This window comes from Cellulomonas denverensis, assembly GCF_012396125.1.
GTDB classification, from domain to species: Bacteria; Actinomycetota; Actinomycetes; order Actinomycetales; family Cellulomonadaceae; genus Cellulomonas; species Cellulomonas denverensis.
The window spans coordinates 455,594-474,765 of the sequence record NZ_JAAXOX010000003.1 but is presented as its reverse complement, the minus strand read 5'-3'; the positions used below and the strand labels follow the sequence as shown (position 1 = coordinate 474,765).

Below are 19,172 nucleotides of genomic sequence, written 5' to 3'. Positions count from 1 at the left end.
TCACCGCCCGCCGAGGAACCTGTCCAGCCCCTCGGGCAGCTCGATCGCGGCGGGGTCCTGCGGCTGCGGGCCGCCCAGCCCGAAGGCGGAACCGGCGGGGGCGGCGGGCGCGATCCCGGCGGCCCGGTCCGCGGCGGCCTTCTCCTGCTGGGCGCGCTTGGCCGGGTTGCCGGACTTGCCCTTGACCTTGCGGGACTGCTGGGCCTTGCCGCGGGACTTCTTGCCCGAGCCCGGCAGCATCCCCATCCCGGGCACCGGCATCCCGCCACCGCGGGACATCTGCTTCATCATCTTCTGCGCGGCGTCGAACCGCTCCAGCATCCCGTTGACATCCGAGACCTGGACGCCGGACCCCTTGGCGATCCGGGACCGGCGCGAACCGTTGATGATCTTGGGGTTGACCCGCTCGGCCGGGGTCATCGAGCGGATGATCGCCTCGACCCGGTCGACCTCGCGCTCGTCGAAGTTGTCGATCGCCTCCCGCATCTGCCCCATCCCGGGCAGCATGCCGAGCATCTTCTTCATCGAGCCCATGTTCTTCAGCTGCTGCATCTGCTGCAGGAAGTCCTCGAGCGTGAAGCCCTCACCGGAGGCGAGCTTGCCCGCCATCTGCTCGGCCTGCTCGGCGTCGAAGGCCTTCTCGGCCTGCTCGATCAGGGTGAGCACGTCGCCCATGTCCAGGATGCGCGAGGCCATCCGGTCCGGGTGGAACACCTCGAAGTCGGTGAGCTTCTCACCGGTGGAGGCGAACAGGATCGGCCGACCGGTGACCGAGGCCACCGACAGTGCCGCACCACCGCGGGCGTCGCCGTCCAGCTTGGACAGCACCACCCCGGTGAACCCGACCCCGTCGGCGAAGGCCTGTGCCGTGGCGACCGCGTCCTGGCCGATCATCGCGTCGATCACGAACAGGATCTCGTCCGGGTTCACCGCGTCGCGGATGTCGGCGGCCTGCTGCATGAGCACCTGGTCCACACCGAGGCGGCCGGCGGTGTCGACGATCAGCACGTCGTGCTGCCGGGCCCGGGCGGTGGCCAGGCCCTCCCGGGCGACGGCGACCGGGTCGGCGCCGACCACGATGTCGTCCTCGGCGCCCTGGTTGCCCGGGTGCGGCGCGAACACCGGCACCCCGGCCCGCTCGGCGACCACCTGGAGCTGGGTGACCGCGTTCGGGCGCTGGAGGTCGGCGGCGACCAGCAGCGGGGTGTGGCCCTGACCCTTGAGGTGCAGCGCCAGCTTCCCGGCCAGCGTGGTCTTGCCGGCACCCTGCAGACCGGCCAGCAGGATCACCGTCGGCGGGTTCTTCGCCAGGTGCAGCGGCCGGTTCTGGCCGCCGAGGATGCCGATCAGCTCCTCGTTGACGATCTTGACGACCTGCTGCGCCGGGTTCAGCGCGCCGGAGACCTCCGAGGACAGCGCCCGCTCGCGGACCGCACCGGTGAAGGAGCGGACCACGGGGACGGCGACGTCGGCGTCCAGCAGGGCGCGGCGGATCTCGCGCACGGTGGCGTCGATGTCCGCCTCGGACAACCGGCCCTTCGTGCGCAGGTTCTTGAAGGTCGACGTCAGACGGTCGGACAGGCTGGCGAACACCGCGCGGACCTCACCTCTCGGGATTCTCGGGACGCCTCAGCCTACCTGCCGCCAGGCCGACCAGATCGTCGACCAACCGGGCCCGCCAGGCGGTCCAGGCGGTGGGGCCCGCGGCACTGGCATCCGCCTCGGTCAGCGCGCGCAGCAGGTGCAGCAGGTCCGGTCGGTGATCGACGGCGGTCAGCAGCCGGTCGACGGTGGCCGGGTCCTCCGGGTCGGCGGTGGTGGCCAGCTCGGACAGGGTCAGGTGCTCGCGGACCAGCAGCGCGATGTCGGCCGCCTCCGCGGGGGTGAAGCCCATCCGGGCGGCGATCGGACCGGCCAGCCGTGCGCCCGTGACCGCGTGGTCGGTGGCCCCGGCCCGCTTGCCGATGTCGTGCAGCAGCGCGGTGACCAGCAGCAGGTCGGGCCGCTGCACGTCCTTGCGCAGTCCGGCGGCGACCGCGGCGCACTCCACGCAGTGCCGGTCCACGGTGTGCTGGTGGATCGGCGAGCGCTGCGGCCGGTTCCGGATCGCCGCCCACTCCGGGATCCAGGTGGTGACGACCCCCGCCAGGTCCAGCGCCTCCCAGACCGGCACCTGCGCCGGGCCGGTGGCCAGCAGCTGCACCAGCAGGGTGCGGGCGCTGCGCGGCCACGGGGTGGGCAGCGGCGGGGTACGGGTCAGGCTGGTGACGCTGATCGGCGACAGGGTCAGCCCGGTGCGCGCGGCGGTGGCGGCCGCGCGCAGGGCGAGCACCGGGTCGTGCTCCGGCTGGGCGTCGGCGGCCAGCACCAGCTCCCCGTCGTGCTCGACCAGGCCCTCGGCGACCGTGCGCAGCCGGGGGGCGGTGCGCCGGCCGCGGACCAGCACCGGGGCGCGGGCCGGGCGGTGCAGGGCCTGGCGGGCGTTGCGCGCGGTGGAGTCCAGCGCGTAGGAGATCACCCGGCCGGCCTCGGCCAGCCCGGCCAGCAGGTCGTCCCGGTCCCCCACCCCGAGCAGGTCGGCGACCTCGTCCTGGTCCGCGGCCAGCAACCGGTTGGTGTGCCGGCCGGTGACCGTCTGCACCGCGTCCCGCACGTCCAGCAGGTGCGCGTGCGCGGCGTCCACCGCCCCGTGCGGCCGGTCGGTGAGCCAGGTGGCGGCCAGCGCGGACAGCACCACGGCGTCCCGGATGCCGCCCCGGGCCTCCTTGAGGTCGGGTTCGATCAGGTAGGCGAGCTCGCCGTGCCGTTCGGCGCGCTGCCGGGTGGAGGCCAGCAGTTCGGGCAGCCGGCGCCGGGCGGCGGACCGCCAGTCGGCGAGCAGCGCGGACCGGGCCCGGTGCACGATCCCGGCGTCACCGGCCACCGGGCGCAGGTCCAGCAGCCCCACCGCCGCGGGCAGGTCCCGGCTGGCGACCTGGCGGCACTGGGCCAGCGAGCGCACCGAGTGGTCCAGGTCGAGCCCGGCGTCCCAGATCGGGTACCAGAGCCGGTCGGCCAGCGCGGCGATGTCGGCGGCGGAGTGCCCACGGCCCTCGTGCACCAGCAGCAGGTCCAGGTCCGAGGCGGGGCTGGCGTCGCCGCGGCCCACCGAACCGACCACGCCGAGCCCGATCCCGGGGGTCTCGCCACCCCCGGTCGCCTCGGCCCACAGCTCGGTCAGGGCGCCGAGCACCAGGTCGGACATCGCCCGGCGCCGGGCCCCACCGTCCTGGTACCGCCGAGCCAGCGCGAACCGGGCAGCGGAGAGGTCCCGCACCCCCACCGTCGGGGGGTGCGGGACCTCACCGGTCGTCACGGGGTGACCGTCACAGGGCGTCCGGGCCGTGCTCGCCGGTCCGGACCCGGGCGACGTCCTCGACCGGGACGACCCACACCTTGCCGTCGCCGATCTTGCCGGTCTGGGCCGCCTTGACCAGCACCTCCACCACCTCGGCGGAGTCCTCGTCGCGGACCAGCACGTCGATCTTGACCTTGGGCACCAGGTCCACGGTGTACTCGGCGCCGCGGTAGACCTCGGTGTGACCGCGCTGACGGCCGTAGCCGCTGGCCTCGCTCACGGTCAGGCCGCGGACCCCGGCTGCTTCCAGGGCGGACTTCACATCGTCCAGCCGATGCGGCTGGATGACCGCCGACACGAGCTTCGTCATCACTTCACCTCCGTCACCACGCGGGCTCCGCCCAGCGTCTCGTACGCGGTCTCACCGTGCACCGCCAGGTCGATCCCGCCGACCTCGGCCTCCTCGCTGACCCGCCAGCCGAGGGTGACCTTGAGGATGTACCCGATCACCAGGGTCACCAGGCCGGAGAACACCAGGGCCAGCAGGGCGACCACGATCTGCACCACGAGCAGCTTGACCCCGTCGCCGAAGAACAGCCCACCCTCGGCGGCCAGGAAGCCGATGCCGATGGTGCCGACCAGACCGCCGACCAGGTGGACACCCACCACGTCGAGCGAGTCGTCGTAGCCGAACTTGTACTTCAGGCCGACCGCCAGCGCGCACAGCACACCGGCGACCACACCGAGCACGATCGAGGTCACCGGGCGCAGCGCACCGGCGGCCGGGGTGATCGCGACCAGGCCGGCGACCACACCGGAGGCGGCGCCCAGGCTGGTGGCGTGCCCGTCCCGGATCTTCTCCGTGATCAGCCAGCCGATCATCGCCGCCGCGGTGGCCGCGGTGGTGTTGACCCAGGCCAGACCCGCGTTGCCGTCGGCGGTGAAGGCCGAACCGGCGTTGAAGCCGAACCAGCCGAACCACAGCAGGGCGGCACCGAGCATCACGAACGGCAGGTTGTGCGGCCGCATCGGCTCCCGGCCGAAGCCCTTGCGCTTGCCGATCAGCAGGGCCAGCACCAGGCCGGCGATACCGGCGTTGATGTGCACCACGGTGCCACCGGCGAAGTCGATCGGGGCGACGTTCGCCACCGCATTCTCCGCATCCCAGCCGAACATCAGCGCCGCGACGCCGTTCTCGTTCAGGCCGGACAGCAGGCCACCGCCCCAGACCATGTGCGCCAGCGGGAAGTAGCTGACGGTCACCCACAGGACGGCGAAGACCACCCAGGTGCTGAACTTCACGCGGTCGGCGATGGCGCCGGAGATCAGCGCCACGGTGATGATCGCGAAGGTCACCTGGAAGGCCACCCCGACGATCACCGGCACCCCGAAGGCGTCGATGGCGAAGCTGCCGTCGTCGTTCCAGATCGTGCCGCTGAGTCCGAACTGGTCGAACGGGTTGCCGAACAGGCCCCCCACGTCGGCGCCGTACGACATCGACCAGCCGTACAGCACGTAGACGACCACCACCGCACCAATGGCGATGAAGGACATCATCATCATGTTGAGCACGGACTTGCCGCGCACCATGCCCCCGTAGAAGAACGCCAAACCAGGCGTCATGAGCAGCACCAGGGATGCTGACATCAGCATCCAGGCTGTCGCTCCGGTGTCCAGGTCCATGTGGAACGCCTCTCCCCTCGCCAGCCGGGCGGCCGGTCGGGGAACAGCGTGGAGCGAGGCGATTTCGACGGTTCGCCGGGCGTGTTACACCGGTGTGACGGAAGCTCTCCGGAGGTAAACGTTCGGTTGCGGCGTCCGGTTCAGCCCAGAATGCCGTCCACGAACTCCTCCGGGTCGAAGGGCGCCAGGTCGTCCGGGCCCTCGCCCAGGCCGACCAGCTTCACCGGCACGCCGAGCTCGCGCTGCACCGCCACCACGATGCCGCCCTTGGCCGTGCCGTCCAGCTTGGTCAGCACGATGCCGGTCACCCCGGAGACCTCCGCGAACACCCGGGCCTGGTTCAGCCCGTTCTGCCCGGTGGTCGCGTCCAGCACCAGCAGCACCTCGGACAGCGGGGCCCGGCGGGTGATGACCCGGGTGATCTTGCCGAGCTCGTCCATCAGCCCGGCCTTGTTCTGCAACCGGCCCGCGGTGTCGACCAGCACCACGTCCGCCCCGTCGTCGATGCCCGCGGCCACGGCCTCGAAGGCGACCGACGCCGGGTCGGCGCCGTCCTTCTCCGAGCGGACCGTGCGCACCCCGACCCGTGAGCCCCAGGTCTCCAGCTGGTCGGCGGCGGCGGCGCGGAAAGTGTCGGCCGCGCCCAGCAGCACGCGGTTGCCCTCGGCGACCAGCACCCGGGCCAGCTTGCCGACGGTGGTGGTCTTGCCGGTGCCGTTCACCCCGACCACCATCACCACGGCGGGGGTCCGGCTGCCGTCCTCGGCCTGGCCGGGCGTGGTGGCCAGCGCGCGGTCCAGCGACGGGTCGACCAGGGCCAGCAGCTGCTCGCGGAGCAGGCCGCGCACCTGGGCCGGGTCCTTGAGCCCCTGCACCCGGGCCTGGGTGCGCAGCGCGTCGACCAGCTCCGCCGAGGGCCCGGCGCCCACGTCGGCGAGCAGCAGGGTCTCCTCCAGCTCGTCCCAGTCGTCCTCGGTCAGGTGGTCGCGGGAGAGCACCTGCAGCATCCGGGCGCCCAGCGGCGAGCCGGAGCGGGCCAGCCGGTCCCGCAGCCGCGCGAGCCGTCCGGCGGCCGGGGCCGGCACCTCGAGCTCGGGCGCCGGCGGGGTCTCGACCGCGACGTCGTCGGCGACCGGCGCCTCCGGGGCGTCGACCTCGGCCGGACCGGCCGGGCGCTCCAGGGTGGTGGTGCCGGTGGCGTCACCGCCGCGCCGGCGCCGGGCGATCCAGGTGCCGCCGCCGGCGATCACCGCCAGGGCGGGGACGGCGACGTAGAGCAGGGTGAGAAGGTCGGAGTGGTCCACGGGAGCAGTCTGTCAGGCGGCGCGGGTCGGCGCCGCCCGCCTCAGTGCTGGGAGGAGATGCTGGTCCGGCGGGGCGCGCGCGGCGGGGCGGGCTGCTCGGGCGCCTCGGTCCGGGCCTGGTCGGCATGCGGCTGCTCGCCACCGGCAGCGTCGGTGCGGTGCCCGCGCGGGTGCAGCAACCACGGGCCGCGGTCCTGGCTGGGCAGACCGTCCTCCGCACCGCGGTCGTGGTGCCAGATCTGGCCGGCCCGGTCGCCGGTGCGCTCGATCAACTCGGCGAACTCGTCCAGCTGCAGGTAGTCGTCCCCGGGGCGGGCCTCGGCGTCGAAGAGCTCGTCGAAGGGCACGTCGACCGGCTCGGGCTCGGGCACCTTGTTCTTGCGGTCCCGCCAGCCGGCCTTGAAGTCGGCGACGAAGGTCCGCCAGCTGGTGCCCTCGTCACTGCCGCGGCTCGCCACGACGATCACCGCCACAGCGGCCACCAGTGCCAGCAGAACCCCTACCACGTACGCGCCCATGGCACCATCCTCCGCTTCTGCGGCGAAGTCGCCCGTCGAGCGGCCCGGGTCCTGGCGCAACTGGCACCGGATCTTCACAATCCGGGCGATCTAGGCGATTTATCCGGCGGCGGACTCGTCGGCGAGCCGCTGGCTGATCACCGTCGTGACCCCGTCACCGCGCATCGTCACCCCGTACAGCGCATCGGCGATCTCCATCGTGCGCTTCTGGTGCGTGACCACGATCAGCTGGGAGTCCTCCTGCAGCTCGCGGAAGATCTCCAGCAGACGGCCCAGGTTGACGTCGTCCAGTGCCGCCTCGACCTCGTCCATCACGTAGAACGGGCTGGGCCGGGCCTTGAAGATCGACACCAGCAGCGCCACCGCGGTCAGCGACCGCTCGCCACCGGACAGCAGCGACAGCCGCTTGACCTTCTTTCCGGCCGGCCGGGCCTCGACCTCGATGCCGGTGGTGAGCATGTTCGCCGGGTCGGTCAGCACCAGCCGGCCCTCCCCACCGGGGAACAGCCGGGGGAACACCCGGTCGAACTGCGCGGCGGTGTCCCGGTAGGCGTCGGTGAACACCTGCTCAACCCGGTCGTCGATGTCCTGCACGATCTGCAGCAGGTCGGCCCGGGACTTCTTCAGGTCGCCGAGCTGCTCGACCAGGAACTGGTGCCGCTCCTCCAGCGCCGCGAACTCCTCCAGCGCCAGCGGGTTGACCTTGCCCAGCCGGGCCAGCGCACGCTCGGCAGCGGCCAGCCGCTTCTCCTGCTGCTCGCGCACGAAGGGCATCAGCTGGGTGGCGCCGTCCTCGTCCTGCACCGGCGAGCCGTCCTCGGCCAGCACCGGCACGCCCTGGTGCGGGCCGTACTCCTCGACCAGCACCGCGGGGTCGATGCCCAGCTCCTCCACCGACCGGTTCTGCAGGGCCTCGATCCGCATCCGCTGCTCGGCCCGGGCCATCTCGTCCCGGTGCGCGGCGTCGGTCAGCCGGGCCAGCTCGCCCTGCCGTTGATCGACCTCGGTGCGGACCGCCGCCAGCTCGGTCTCCCGCTCGGTGCGCGCCGCCTCGGCCGCCTCCCGGGCGTCCGCCGCCCGCTGCAGGGCGTGTTCCACCGCGGTGAGCGCCCGCTCGGCGCCCCGGGCCACGGCGGTGGCGGTGGCGGACTGCCGGGCGCGCTGCTGCTCGCGGCGGGCGGCGCGCTCCCGGGCCTCCCGTTCGGCCCGGGCGGCCCGGTCCAGCGACTCGGCCCGTCCGGCCAGCGCCCGGGCGCGCTCCTCGCTGGTGCGCAGGGTCAGCCGGGCCTCGGTCTCCTGCGCCCGGGCGGCGGTGGCGCGCTCGGCCAGCGCGTCCCGGTCGGCGGTGCGCTGCTCGATCGCCGCCTCGGTGTCCTGCGGCTCGGCCTCCGCGGCGGCCAGCCGGGCGGTGAGCTCGGCGAGTTCGGCCTGCCCGTCCGCCAGCGCCTGCTCGGCGGTGGCCAGGGTGGCCCGGATCCGGTCCGCCTCCGCGGTGGCCGCCCGGGCGGTGGCGCCCAGGTGACCGAGCTGTTCGGCGACCGCGGCCAGCGCGGCGTCAGACTCGTTCAGCCGGTCCAGCGTCTCCTCGTAGGCGGCGCGGGCGGCTGCCTCGGCCTCCCGAGCCTCGGCCAGCGCGAACCGGGACTGCTCGGCGGTGGCGGTCGCCCGCGCGGCACCGGCCCGCGCCTCGTCCAGCGCCGACTGCAGGTGCAGCGCGCTGGGCGCCGCCGCCGATCCACCGTGCGCCCGGTGCGCGGCCAGCACGTCGCCGGTCCGGGTGGCCACCACCAGCTGGGGTGCCTCGGCCAGCACTGACCGGGCAGCGGCCAGGTCGTCGACCACCACCACCCCGGTCAGCAGACCCCGGACCGCCGGACGGATCGACGCTGGCGACTGCACCAGGTCCAGCGCCCAGGTACTGCCCGCGGGTGCCGCGCCCTGGTCCGGCTCGCTCGCCGCGCCACCGTCCGCCACCACCAGCGCGGCCCGGCCTGCGTCCTGGTCGCGCAGGAACCGGATCGCGTCCACCGCCGCGCCCACCGACTGCACCGCCACCGCGTCCGCACTCGCCCCGAGGGCGGCGACGATCGCCTCCTCATCCGGCTCCGCCACCGCGATCAGCGCGGCCAACGATCCGACCACCCCGGACAGGTCCTCGGCGGCCAGCAGCGCACCGGCACCGTCCTTGCGGGTCAGGCTCAGTTCCAGGGTCTCGATCCGGGACTCCAGTGCCCCGCGCTCGGCCTGGGCGGCGGCCAGCCGCTCGGTCAGCTCCCGGACCCGGGCACCGGCCTGCTCCAGGGTGTCGGCTGCCGCCTCGTGCTCGGCGTCCAGCCCTTCCTCGCTCTGCTCCACCCCGGCGACCTGGGTCTCCAGGGCAGTGAACTCGACCGTGGCCGCATGCCCGCGCTTCTCCGCCTCGGCCAGCGTCTGGTGCAGCCGGCCCAGCTCGGCCTCGGTGCCCTCCAGGCGGCTGCGGCGGGCGGCGACCTGTCCGGCCAACCGGGCCAGCCCCTCCCGGCGGTCCGCGGCGCCACGCAACACCGCGGCCAGCGCCCGCTCGGCCTCCTGCGCCTGCTGCTCGACCTCCTGCCGGGCGCCCTGGGCACGGTCCAGCGCCTCCTGGGCGACCGCCACCTCCCGGGCCAGTTCGGCCTCCGCCGCCCGGGCACGCTCGGCCTGGCGCTCCAGTTCCTCCGGGTCGCGGCCGTCGGTGCGCTCCGGGGCCGCGGCGCCGAGCAGCCGGGCCCGGTCGGCGGCCAGCGAGGCCGTGCCCCGCAACCGCTCACGCAGCGCGGACAGCCGGTACCAGGTGTCCGCGGCCTCCCCCAGCGCCGGCGCGGCCTCGGCGGCCTCCCGCTCCAGGGTGGTCAGCCGGTCGCGGGCGGCGTTCAGCGCCTGTTCGGCGGCGGACTTGCGGGCCAGCAGAGCGGACTCGTCGGCGATGTCCTGCGCCAGCGCGGCGGTCAGCTGGGCCAGGTCGTCGGCCAGTAGCCGGGCCCGCGCGTCCCGCAGGTCGGTCTGCACCAGCTGCGCCTTGCGGGCCACCTCCGCTTGCCGGCCGAGCGGTCCGAGCTGACGGCGCAGTTCGGTGGTCAGGTCGGTCAGGCGGGTCAGGTTCGCCTGCATGGCGTCCAGCTTGCGGAGCGCCTTCTCCTTGCGCTTGCGGTGCTTGAGGACCCCGGCGGCCTCCTCGATGAAGCCGCGCCGCTCCTCCGGGGTGGCGCGCAGCACCGCGTCCAGCTGACCCTGCCCGACGATGACGTGCATCTCCCGGCCCAGCCCGGAATCGGAGAGCAGTTCCTGGATGTCCAGCAGCCGGGCGGCCCGGCCGTTGATCGCGTACTCCGACCCGCCGTTGCGGAACAGCGTCCGGGAGATCGTCACCTCGGTGTACTCGATCGGCAGCGCGCCGTCGGTGTTGTCGATGGTGAGCGCGACCTCTGCCCGGCCCAGCGGCGGACGCCCGGAGGTCCCGGCGAAGATGACGTCCTCCATCTTGCCGCCGCGCAGCGACTTCGCACCCTGCTCGCCCATCACCCAGGCCAGCGCGTCGACCACATTCGACTTCCCGGAGCCGTTCGGGCCGACGACGCAGGTGACCCCGGGCTCGAAGTTCAGCGTCGTCGCCGAGGCGAACGACTTGAACCCGCGCAGGGTGAGCGTCTTCAGATGCACGCGGGGCAGCCTAGTTGCGAAGTCGGGCCAGGGCGGTGACCGGGGGGCCGGTCGCGGTTCGAGCCGTGGCGATCGATCGCTGTGCCGACCTGCGCGGGGAGCGTGTGCCGGCGAGTACCGGGCCTTCGGGTCGACGCGGGAACCCGCCCGGGACCGGACGGGCGCGGGTCCTGCCTCATGTCTGGGGCGGACGCCGACATCACCATCCAGGACGGGACGTCATGCGGTGCGGCCGGCTGGCGGTCGGGCCACGAACGCGAAGGATCGTCGGACCTCACCGGGGCGTGTCGGTGGTGGCGGGTAGTGTCGTCTTATGGCACTTGACCTGCGCGAACACGACCACCGGGAGCTCCCGGTGCGGTCGAGCGCGCGGGTGTTCACCGACCCGTGGGACGTCGGCGGTGACCTGTGGTGGCTCGAAGACGGCGGTCTGCCCGACCCGGTCGAGGACGCACCCCCGCGGTGGGTCGAAGACCCGGTGCTAGCCGCCCGGGTCGCGGCCGAACAGACGGCGGCCGACCCGACGTTGGACCCGCGCGCCCAGGTCGAGGAGATGCTCGCGGAGAACGGTCCGGTGTTGGCCCGGATGCTGGCCAACCTCGACCCGGTCGCGGTGGACCTGTTGGACCTGCCCGCGGTCGCCGAGGCCGCGGCACGGTTGGAGTCCTGGGCCCACGCGGTCTCCGCCAGGGTGGCCGCAGAACTGGCCGAACGGGACGAGATGAACCCGGTCTGGCCCGAGTACGCCGGGAACGTCCACCGCCCGAACACTGCGGCGGATGAGTTGGCGATCTACCTGAACATCGGGCGCCGGTCCGCCCAGACCCTGGTGGATGAGGGGTTGGCGTATGAGCGGTACCTGCCGGGCACGGGTCAGGCGCTACGGACCGGGCGGATCGATACCGCCCGGGCCCGGGTGATGGTGCGCCGCCTGGCCGGGGTGGACCTGTTCACCGCCGAGGAAGTCGAAACGACCGTGTTGCCGGGTGCGTCGGAGCGGACCGCGGCGCAACTGTCCCGTGACATCGACCGGGCGTTGCTACGCGTGGACCCTGATGGTGGGGCGATGCGGCGCCGGCGGGGGCGCGCGGACCGGCACGTTGCCCGCCCCAAACCCCTCGGGGACGGGATGGCCGGGATCTGGGCGTTCCTACCCGCCCAGGACGCCGCCCGACTGGACAAGGCACTGGACGCCTCCGCCCACGCGCTACGCCACGGAGGAGACGAACGCACCCTGGCCCAGTTGCGCGCGGACGCGCTGCTGGACGCGGCACTGGTCGGACCCGCCTGGGCGCCACTGCTGCCCGAGCACGGCCAGGACAACGACCACGGCGCCGACGGGGACCATCACGAGGGATCAGCCCACCGTGCGCCGTCGGTGACCCGGCCCCGGGTCGAGGTCAGGGTGACCGTGCCCCTGTCGACACTGATCGGTGCGGACGACGAACCCGCCGACATGGATGGACACGGGCCGATCGACGCGACCACCGCCCGCGCCCTGGCCGCAGGAGGTGTCTGGCGGCGCCTGGTCACCGACCCCCTATCCGGCGCAGTCCTGGACGTCGGGAGAACCCGATACCGGCCACCACAAGAACTCGCCGACCACGTCATCGCCCGCGACCGCACCTGCGCCAGACCCGGCTGCACCGTACCCGCGACCGCCTGCGACCTCGACCACACCATCCCCTTCAGCGACGGCGGACCCACCGCCGCCACCAACCTCGCACCCTTGTGCAGGCGCGACCACCTGCTGCGCACCCACGCCGGACACCGGATCGAACAGACCGCCGCGGGAGAAATCGTCTGGACCAGCCTCACCCGCCGCTACGTGTCGGTGCCCGGACGTGACGGCTACCACCGCATGCTCCGCGAACGACCAGGCGACCCACCCGGGACCATCACCGGCCAACCAGCAGGCCCGACAGAGGCCACCTACGAACCAGCACGCCCGACAACGGCGGGGGTTGAGCGTGCACGCCCCGCGACGGCGACCGATCAACCCGCGCACCCGACGACGGCGACCGGTCAACCCGCGCGCCCGACCACGGCGGCCGATGCACGCATGCTCCTGACCGTGGGGACCCACGCGCCCGCACACCCGAGTGCAGACGCGGGGGACGAGATCATCCCGTTCTGACCGGTGCCGCACGACGACGCACGAGCGTCCATCCGGCCGTGGGCGGCGTCAGGCAGGTGGTGAGCAGCCCGCGCGAGGGCCGACGGCAGTACCAGGCGGTGCCAAGCACGTGGTGATCAAGGCCACCCGAGACCCGACAGCCGCACCCCGGCGACACCGCATGTCGGCGCCGCGTGGCACGATCACGCGGTGTCTTCCCCGCCCTCCGACCGCTGGCGCGAGGTGCTCGGCAGCCTGGTCGCCTCGGTGACCGCCGAGTCCGCTCCCCCGGCGGCCGAACCGACCACCGCCACCGGCCTGCAGTTCGAGCTGCGCGAGCTGACCCCGCGCACCCGGGAGCGGTGGAACGGCCCGACCTCGCGCACGGTGGGCGGCCGGGCCCGGCGGGACGACCCACCGGGGAACGGGCAGTACCGCCTCGCAGTCCGGCCGGTGCTGCGGACCACCAAGGGATGGGCTCGCGGCAATGTCACCTGGACCAACATCCCGCACCAGCGGACCCGGTTGGGGCTGGACCCGGCCCAGCACCGCTGGTTCTGCGAGGTCGGCGCCCTGCACCGCGCCGCCGGGCCCGCCCTGCCCGGCACCGACCCGGACTGGGTGTTCCTGGACGAGTTCGCCAACCCGGTGCTCTGGGACCTGCTGGACCAGGCCCGTGAGCTCGGCATCGCCTTCGTCGGCTCCGGCATCGGCGCGCAGGTCCGGGTCGGTGACCGGGCCGAGCTGACCCTGGATGCCGCCCGCGCCGACGACGCGATCCGGCTGACCGCCCGGCTGACCGTGGACGGCGAGCCGGCCGACCCGCGGCACGCCCACCCGATCGGTGATCACGGGCTCTACGTCGCCGACCCGGCCCAGCCGCGCCGGATCCTGCTCGCCCCGGTGACCGCCCCGCTGGACGCCCAGCAGCTCGCCCTGCTCGGGACCGGCGGCCGGCGAAGCGTGGCGGACGCGCTCGGCGACGGGGTGCTGGTCCCGGCCGAGCAGATCGGGGAACTGCTCGGCACGGCCCTGGACCTGCGGTCCGCAGACGGTTCGGTGTCCATCCCGCCGCCGGCGCCGCCGACCCTGGTGCTGACCGTGCGCTTCGCCCCGCGGCACACGGTGGAGTTGGGCTGGTCCTGGCGCTCCGCCCCGCGCAGTGCCCCGGCGCCCGACCCGCGGTCGCTGATCCCGGCCGGGACGCTGCCCGTGGGCTGGTGGTCCGAGGACGGGCTGCCGCTACCGGTGAGTCTGCGGGACGTGGAGGCGGCCGAGTTCGTCGCGGTCACGCTGCCGCTGATCGACGCGCTGCCCGGGGTTGCGGTGGAGACGGTCGGCACCCGGCCGGACTACCGCGAGCTGCGCGGCGACCCGGTGCTGACCGTCACCACGGTGCCGACCGAGAAGCACGACTGGTTCGACCTGGGGGTGACGGTCACCCTGGAGGGCCGGGACATCCCGTTCGTCCCGCTGTTCCGGGCGCTGGCCCAGGGCCGGAAGAAGCTGATGCTGGTCGACGGCAGCTACTTCGCGCTCGACCACCCCGCGCTGGCCACCCTGAGCGAGCTGATCACCGAGGCGCGCGACCTCGGCGAGTGGGAGACCGGCCCGCGGATCAGCCGGCACCAGACCAGCCTGTGGGCGGACTTCGTCGACCTGGCCGACCAGGCGACCCCGGCCGTGCAGTGGCGGGCGCTGGTGGAGGAGGCCGCCGCCGACGCGCCGCGGCCCACACCACCGCCCCGCGGACTGCGGGCCCGGTTGCGGCCGTACCAGCAGGACGGGCTGGACTGGCTGGCCTTCCTCTGGCGGCACCGGCTGGGCGGGATCCTGGCCGATGACATGGGCCTGGGCAAGACCGTGCAGTGCCTGGCGCTGATCCAGCATGCGGTGGAGTCCGGCAGCACCGGCCCGTTCCTGGTGGTCGCTCCGACCTCGGTCACGCCGAACTGGGTAGCCGAGGCCGCCCGGTTCACCCCCGGGCTGCGGGTCCGGCGGATCGCCGCCACCCAGGCCACCGGGGTCCGGGTGGCCGATCTGGCCCGGGACGCCGACCTGGTGGTGACCAGCTACGCCCTGCTCCGGCTGGATGCCGAGGCCTACGCCGCCGTGGACTGGGCGGGCCTGGTGCTGGACGAGGCGCAGCAGGTGAAGAACCACAGCTCCCAGGTGCACCGCGCCGCCCGCGACCTGGGCGCACCCTTCACCCTGGCGGTGACCGGCACCCCGATCGAGAACTCGCTGACCGAGCTGCACGCCCTGCTGGCCCTGACCGCGCCCGGGCTGTTCCCCTCGGCGCGGGCGTTCGCCGAGCGCTACCTGCGGCCGATCGAGGGCGAACGCACCGGGGTGACCGCCGGACGGGGTGCCGGGTCGCTGCCGTCCGACCTCGGGCGTTCCCGGCAGGAGCGGCTGGCCCAGCTGCGCCGCCGGGTCCGGCCGTTCCTGCTCCGCCGGACCAAGGAGCTGGTCGCCGCCGACCTGCCTGGCAAGCAGGAGCAGACCCTCACCGTGGAGCTGTCCCCCGCGCACCGGGACCTGTACGACCTCTACCTGCAGCGCGAGCGCCAGAAGCTGTTCGGCCTGATCGACGACCTGGACCGGCAGCGGTTCATCGTCTACCGGTCGCTGACCCTGCTGCGGATGCTCGCCCTGGACCCGGTGCTGATCGACCCGGAGCAGACCGGGATCGGCTCGGCGAAGCTGGATCTGCTGCTGGAGCAGTTGGACGATCTGGTGGCCGAGGGGCATCGCGCGCTGGTGTTCAGCCAGTTCACGTCCTACCTGGACCTGGCCGCCGAGCGCCTGACCGCGGCCGGGGTGCCGTTCGTGCACCTGGACGGGTCGACCACCGGACGGGAGCGGGTGATCGAGGAGTTCCGCACCGGCGACGCCCCGGTGTTCCTGATCAGCCTCAAGGCGGGCGGCACCGGGCTGAATCTGACCGAGGCGGACTATGTGTTCCTGCTCGACCCGTGGTGGAACCCGGCGGCCGAGCAGCAGGCGATCGACCGCACGCACCGGATCGGCCAGGACAAGCACGTGATGGTCTACCGGTTGATCGCGGCGGGGACCATCGAGGAGAAGGTGCAGGCGCTCCAGGCCCGCAAGGCCGAGCTGGTCAGCGCGGTGATCGACGACGGTAACCTGTTCTCCGCCGCCCTCACCGCCCAGGACGTCCGCGACCTGCTGGGCTGAGCGGGGCCCGGGCGGGGCCCCGCTCGACGGTCGGTCAGGGGATCACAGGGCGGGGAACCACAGCCCGATCTCCCGGGCGGCCGACTCCGGGGAGTCCGACCCGTGCACCAGGTTCTGCACCACCGCGCTCCCCCAGTCCCGGCCCAGGTCGCCGCGGATGGTGCCCGGCGCGGCGGCGGTCGGCTCGGTGGACCCGGCCAGCGACCGGAAGCCCTCGATCACCCGCTGGCCCTCGGCGACCACGGCCAGCACCGGCCCGGACTTCATGAACTCGACCAGGGCGCCGAAGAACGGCTTGCCCTGGTGCTCGGCGTAGTGCGCGGCGAGCAGGTCGTCGTCGGCGGTCCGCAGCTCGGCGGCGACCAGGGTGTAGCCCTTCGCCTCGATCCGGCGGAGCACCTCCCCGGTGAGGCCACGGCGGACTGCGTCCGGCTTGACCAGGATCAACGTGCGCTGGATGTCGCTCATGCCGGTCACCCTAAGCTGGCGCGCCGGGCGGCGTCCTCCGGTCGGGCTAGCCGAGTTCCTCGGGGTGGGCGGCGTCATAGGCCGCGCGCTCGGCGTCGATCCGCGACCCGAGCCGGTACGCCGCCACCCACAGGGCGATGAACACCACCCCGAGCAGGAACATCATCGGGATCACGAAGCCGCAGGCCAGGACCAGCACCTGGGCGATCGACCCGGCGATGTACCCGCCGGGCAGCGTCACCATCCGGGACAGCAGGACGAAGACCAGGAACATCACCCCGGCCACGGTCCAGATCACGGCGGCCGGCAGCACCGCGAGCCCGTACGCCGTCAGCGCCGCGAACAGCACCAGCACACCCTCGAGCAACAGGATCGTCGAGGTGAACTGGGGCTTGGCGGGCTTCTTCCGGCGGACGGGCCGCGGTGCTGGCTGACTCACGCGGGCAGGTTACCTGTCGTCACGCGGGTCGGGGTCCGCGGTCGCGGTGACGGCCACCACGGGCTGCGGCTCATCCGCCGCGGGGCCGGACTCAGCACTCCGGGGCGCGGCCACCGCCTCGCCGCGGGCGACCATGCCGGCCACGTCGGACAGCCGGACCTCCTTGAGGAACAGCGCCAGGACGAAGCCGACCGCCAGCAGCGGGACCAGGTACCAGAACGCGGGCGCCAGGGCGTCGGTGTAGGCGTTGACCACCCCGTCGTGCAGCTCCGGCGGGAGCTGGGCCACCACCGCCGGGGTGAGCGAGTCGGCACCGGCGGAGCCGTCCACCGCGCCACCACCGTCGCCGAACACGCCGGTGAGCCGCTCGGTCAGCCGGGTGGTGAAGATGGTCGAGAACAGGGCCGTGCCGACCGCGGCGCCGATCTCGCGGAAGAAGTTGTTGGCACTGGTCGCGGTGCCGATCTCCTTCGGGTCCACCGAGTTCTGCACCGCCAGCACGATGGTCTGCATCACCAGGCCCAGACCGGCGCCCAGCACGAAGATCATCACGCCGAACAGCACCATCGACATGTCGCCGGTGATCGCGGTCAGCCAGGCCAGGCCGGCGGTGGCGATCGCCATGCCGACCACCGGGTACAGCTTGTAGCGGCCGGTCTTGGTGATCAGGAAGCCGGAGGTGATCGCGGTGAGCATCACGCCGACCGTCATCGGCAGCATCAGCAGCCCGGACTCGGTCACCCCGGAGCCGGTGGACATCTGCAGGAAGGTCGGCAGGAACGCCAGCGAGGCGAACATGCCCATCCCGATCACCAGGCCGATCAGGGTGGCCAGGGTGAAGGTGCTGTTCTTGAACAGGTGCAGCGGCAGGATCGGCTCGCTGGCGCGCAGCTCGACCAGGACGAAGGCCACCGCGGCGACCAGGGTGCCGATCAGCAGGCCGATCAGCCGGCCGTCGGACCAGTCGTAGCCGCCCTCGCCGGTGAGCGAGGTCCAGCTGGTCACCAGCACGATGCCGGAGGTGGCCAGGGTGAGCAGCACGATCCCGGCGACGTCCAGCTTGCGACCGGAGCGGTGACTGGGCAGCTTCAGGGTGAACCAGGCGGTGATCAGCGCGGCCAGCCCGATCGGGATGTTGATCCAGAAGCACCAGCGCCAGTCGGCGTGGTCGGTGAACAGGCCGCCGAGCAGCGGGCCGGCCACCGCCGAGACACCGAACAGCGCGCCCATCGGGCCCATGTACTTGCCGCGCTCCTTGGCCGGCACGATGTCCGCGATGATCGCCTGGGACAGGATGATCAGCCCGCCGCCGCCCAGGCCCTGCACGCCGCGCCAGATCACCAGCTCGATGAAGGACTGCGCGAAGCCGGCACCGGCCGAGGCCAGGGTGAACAGGCCGATGGCGAACAGGAACGGCCAGCGCCGCCCCCACAGGTCGCCGAACTTGCCGTAGAGCGGCATCACGATCGCGATCGCCAGGATGTAGATCGTGATGACCCAGCCCTGGTGCTCGACGCCGTTCAGCTCGCCGACGATGGTCGGCATCGCGGTGCCGACGATCGACTGGTCGAGGGAGGACAGGAGCATGCTGGCCAGCAGCGCTCCGAAGATCAGCCAGATCGTGCGCTGGTTCAGCACGACCAGCGGCTTGTCCGGCGCAGGTGCCGTGTTCGCCATGGGAAGGTCCGTTCTGGGGTCGGGGCACACCGCTGGACGGCGAGCCGTCATCGGCGGGTGGTGGTGGTGAGGGGCGCGGCGGTGGTCAGGCCGGGGCGCGGGTGGTCAGGATGCCTGCCAGGTCGCTGACGACGGAAGGCAAATACTCCTGGACCTCCCCCGTCTGGCCGGAGGAGTCCCAGCGCACGAAGGTGCTGTGCGCCAGGCTCATCAGCAGGGCGCCCACCAGGTGGGTGGTCGCCTCGTCGCAGCCGCTGCCGAGCCGGCGGCGGACCAGCTCGGCGGTGTCGTCGTGGTGTTGCTGGATCAGGGAGTAGGCGCGGATCAGCAGCTCGGGATGACCCTTGGCCAGCTCGAAGGCCCGGGCCATCCGCTCCTTGCCGAGCGGCGGGTGACCCAGGACCACCCGGACCAGTTCCTCCAGGTCGGGCAGCAGGTCCCCGGTGGGGCCGCCCGCGGCGAAGACCTCGGCCGCCTCGGAGTCGAAGCTCCACTGGGTCATGCCGAGGACGGCGTCATCCTTCGACTCGAAGTAGTTGAAGAACGTGCGCACGCTGCAGCCCGCCTCGGCGCAGATCGCCTCGACGGTGACCTGGTCCAGGCCGTGCTCGGCCGCCAGGCGGTGGGTGGCGTCGACCAGCGCCTCGAGCCGGGCACGCTTCTTGCGCGCCCGCAGCCCCTGATCAACTTCTTGCATGGCATGCATTTTTGCACGCTCTGCAGAATCCGTCGTACCACGCGGGCTGTCTCC

The 19,172-nt window shown here is 73.2% G+C and carries 13 protein-coding genes; 2 read left to right on the top strand and 11 right to left on the bottom strand.

What is annotated here, in order from left to right:
• The 7 genes from ffh to smc form a co-directional block, all read right to left on the bottom strand.
• Complete coding sequence (ffh, locus tag HGA03_RS09000) at positions 1–1,593, bottom strand: signal recognition particle protein (protein WP_168629897.1); 1,593 nt, start codon at positions 1,591–1,593, stop codon at positions 1–3.
• A gap of 10 nt (positions 1,594–1,603) precedes the next feature.
• Complete coding sequence (locus HGA03_RS08995; protein ID WP_168629896.1) at positions 1,604–3,355, bottom strand: [protein-PII] uridylyltransferase; 1,752 nt, start codon at positions 3,353–3,355, stop codon at positions 1,604–1,606.
• A gap of 10 nt (positions 3,356–3,365) precedes the next feature.
• Positions 3,366–3,707, bottom strand: a complete 342-nt coding sequence (locus tag HGA03_RS08990) for a P-II family nitrogen regulator (RefSeq protein WP_168629895.1) — start codon at positions 3,705–3,707, stop codon at positions 3,366–3,368.
• Positions 3,707–5,020, bottom strand: coding sequence for an ammonium transporter (locus tag HGA03_RS08985; RefSeq protein ID WP_168629894.1), 1,314 nt, complete (start codon positions 5,018–5,020; stop codon positions 3,707–3,709). Before HGA03_RS08985 ends, HGA03_RS08990 begins: the two co-directional genes overlap by 1 nt.
• 140 nt (positions 5,021–5,160) lie before the next feature.
• Positions 5,161–6,324 carry a signal recognition particle-docking protein FtsY gene (ftsY, locus tag HGA03_RS08980; protein WP_168629893.1) on the bottom strand — a complete coding sequence of 388 codons (1,164 nt, stop codon included), beginning with the start codon at positions 6,322–6,324 and terminating at the stop codon, positions 5,161–5,163.
• A gap of 41 nt (positions 6,325–6,365) precedes the next feature.
• Positions 6,366–6,842, bottom strand: a complete 477-nt coding sequence (locus tag HGA03_RS08975) for a hypothetical protein (protein WP_168629892.1) — start codon at positions 6,840–6,842, stop codon at positions 6,366–6,368.
• Between the two features lie 99 nt (positions 6,843–6,941).
• A complete protein-coding gene (smc, locus tag HGA03_RS08970; protein ID WP_168629891.1) occupies positions 6,942–10,520 on the bottom strand; it encodes a chromosome segregation protein SMC in 3,579 nt (1,192 codons plus the stop codon).
• A gap of 313 nt (positions 10,521–10,833) precedes the next feature.
• Here smc and HGA03_RS08965 point away from each other — a divergent pair, with 313 nt between their 5' ends.
• Together HGA03_RS08965 and HGA03_RS19575 are read left to right on the top strand one after the other, a co-directional pair.
• Entirely contained in the window at positions 10,834–12,657 is a 1,824-nt protein-coding gene (locus tag HGA03_RS08965) for an HNH endonuclease signature motif containing protein (protein ID WP_168629890.1), read from the top strand.
• A 189-nt stretch (positions 12,658–12,846) separates the two neighbouring features.
• A complete protein-coding gene (locus tag HGA03_RS19575; RefSeq protein ID WP_168629889.1) occupies positions 12,847–15,837 on the top strand; it encodes a DEAD/DEAH box helicase in 2,991 nt (996 codons plus the stop codon).
• A 42-nt stretch (positions 15,838–15,879) separates the two neighbouring features.
• Here HGA03_RS19575 and ndk read toward each other — a convergent pair whose 3' ends face one another.
• The 4 genes from ndk to HGA03_RS08940 form a co-directional block, all read right to left on the bottom strand.
• Positions 15,880–16,305 (bottom strand): nucleoside-diphosphate kinase, encoded by a 426-nt coding sequence (gene ndk, locus HGA03_RS08955; protein ID WP_168629888.1) that lies wholly within the window; start codon positions 16,303–16,305, stop codon positions 15,880–15,882.
• 46 nt (positions 16,306–16,351) lie between these two features.
• Entirely contained in the window at positions 16,352–16,744 is a 393-nt protein-coding gene (locus tag HGA03_RS08950) for a DUF4233 domain-containing protein (RefSeq protein WP_168629887.1), read from the bottom strand.
• A gap of 9 nt (positions 16,745–16,753) precedes the next feature.
• On the bottom strand, positions 16,754–18,421 hold the full coding sequence (locus HGA03_RS08945) for an MDR family MFS transporter (RefSeq protein ID WP_168629886.1): 1,668 nt from the start codon (positions 18,419–18,421) through the stop codon (positions 16,754–16,756).
• Positions 18,422–18,506: 85 nt separating this feature from the next.
• On the bottom strand, positions 18,507–19,118 hold the full coding sequence (locus HGA03_RS08940; protein ID WP_168629885.1) for a TetR/AcrR family transcriptional regulator: 612 nt from the start codon (positions 19,116–19,118) through the stop codon (positions 18,507–18,509).
• Positions 19,119–19,172: the final 54 nt, after the last annotated feature.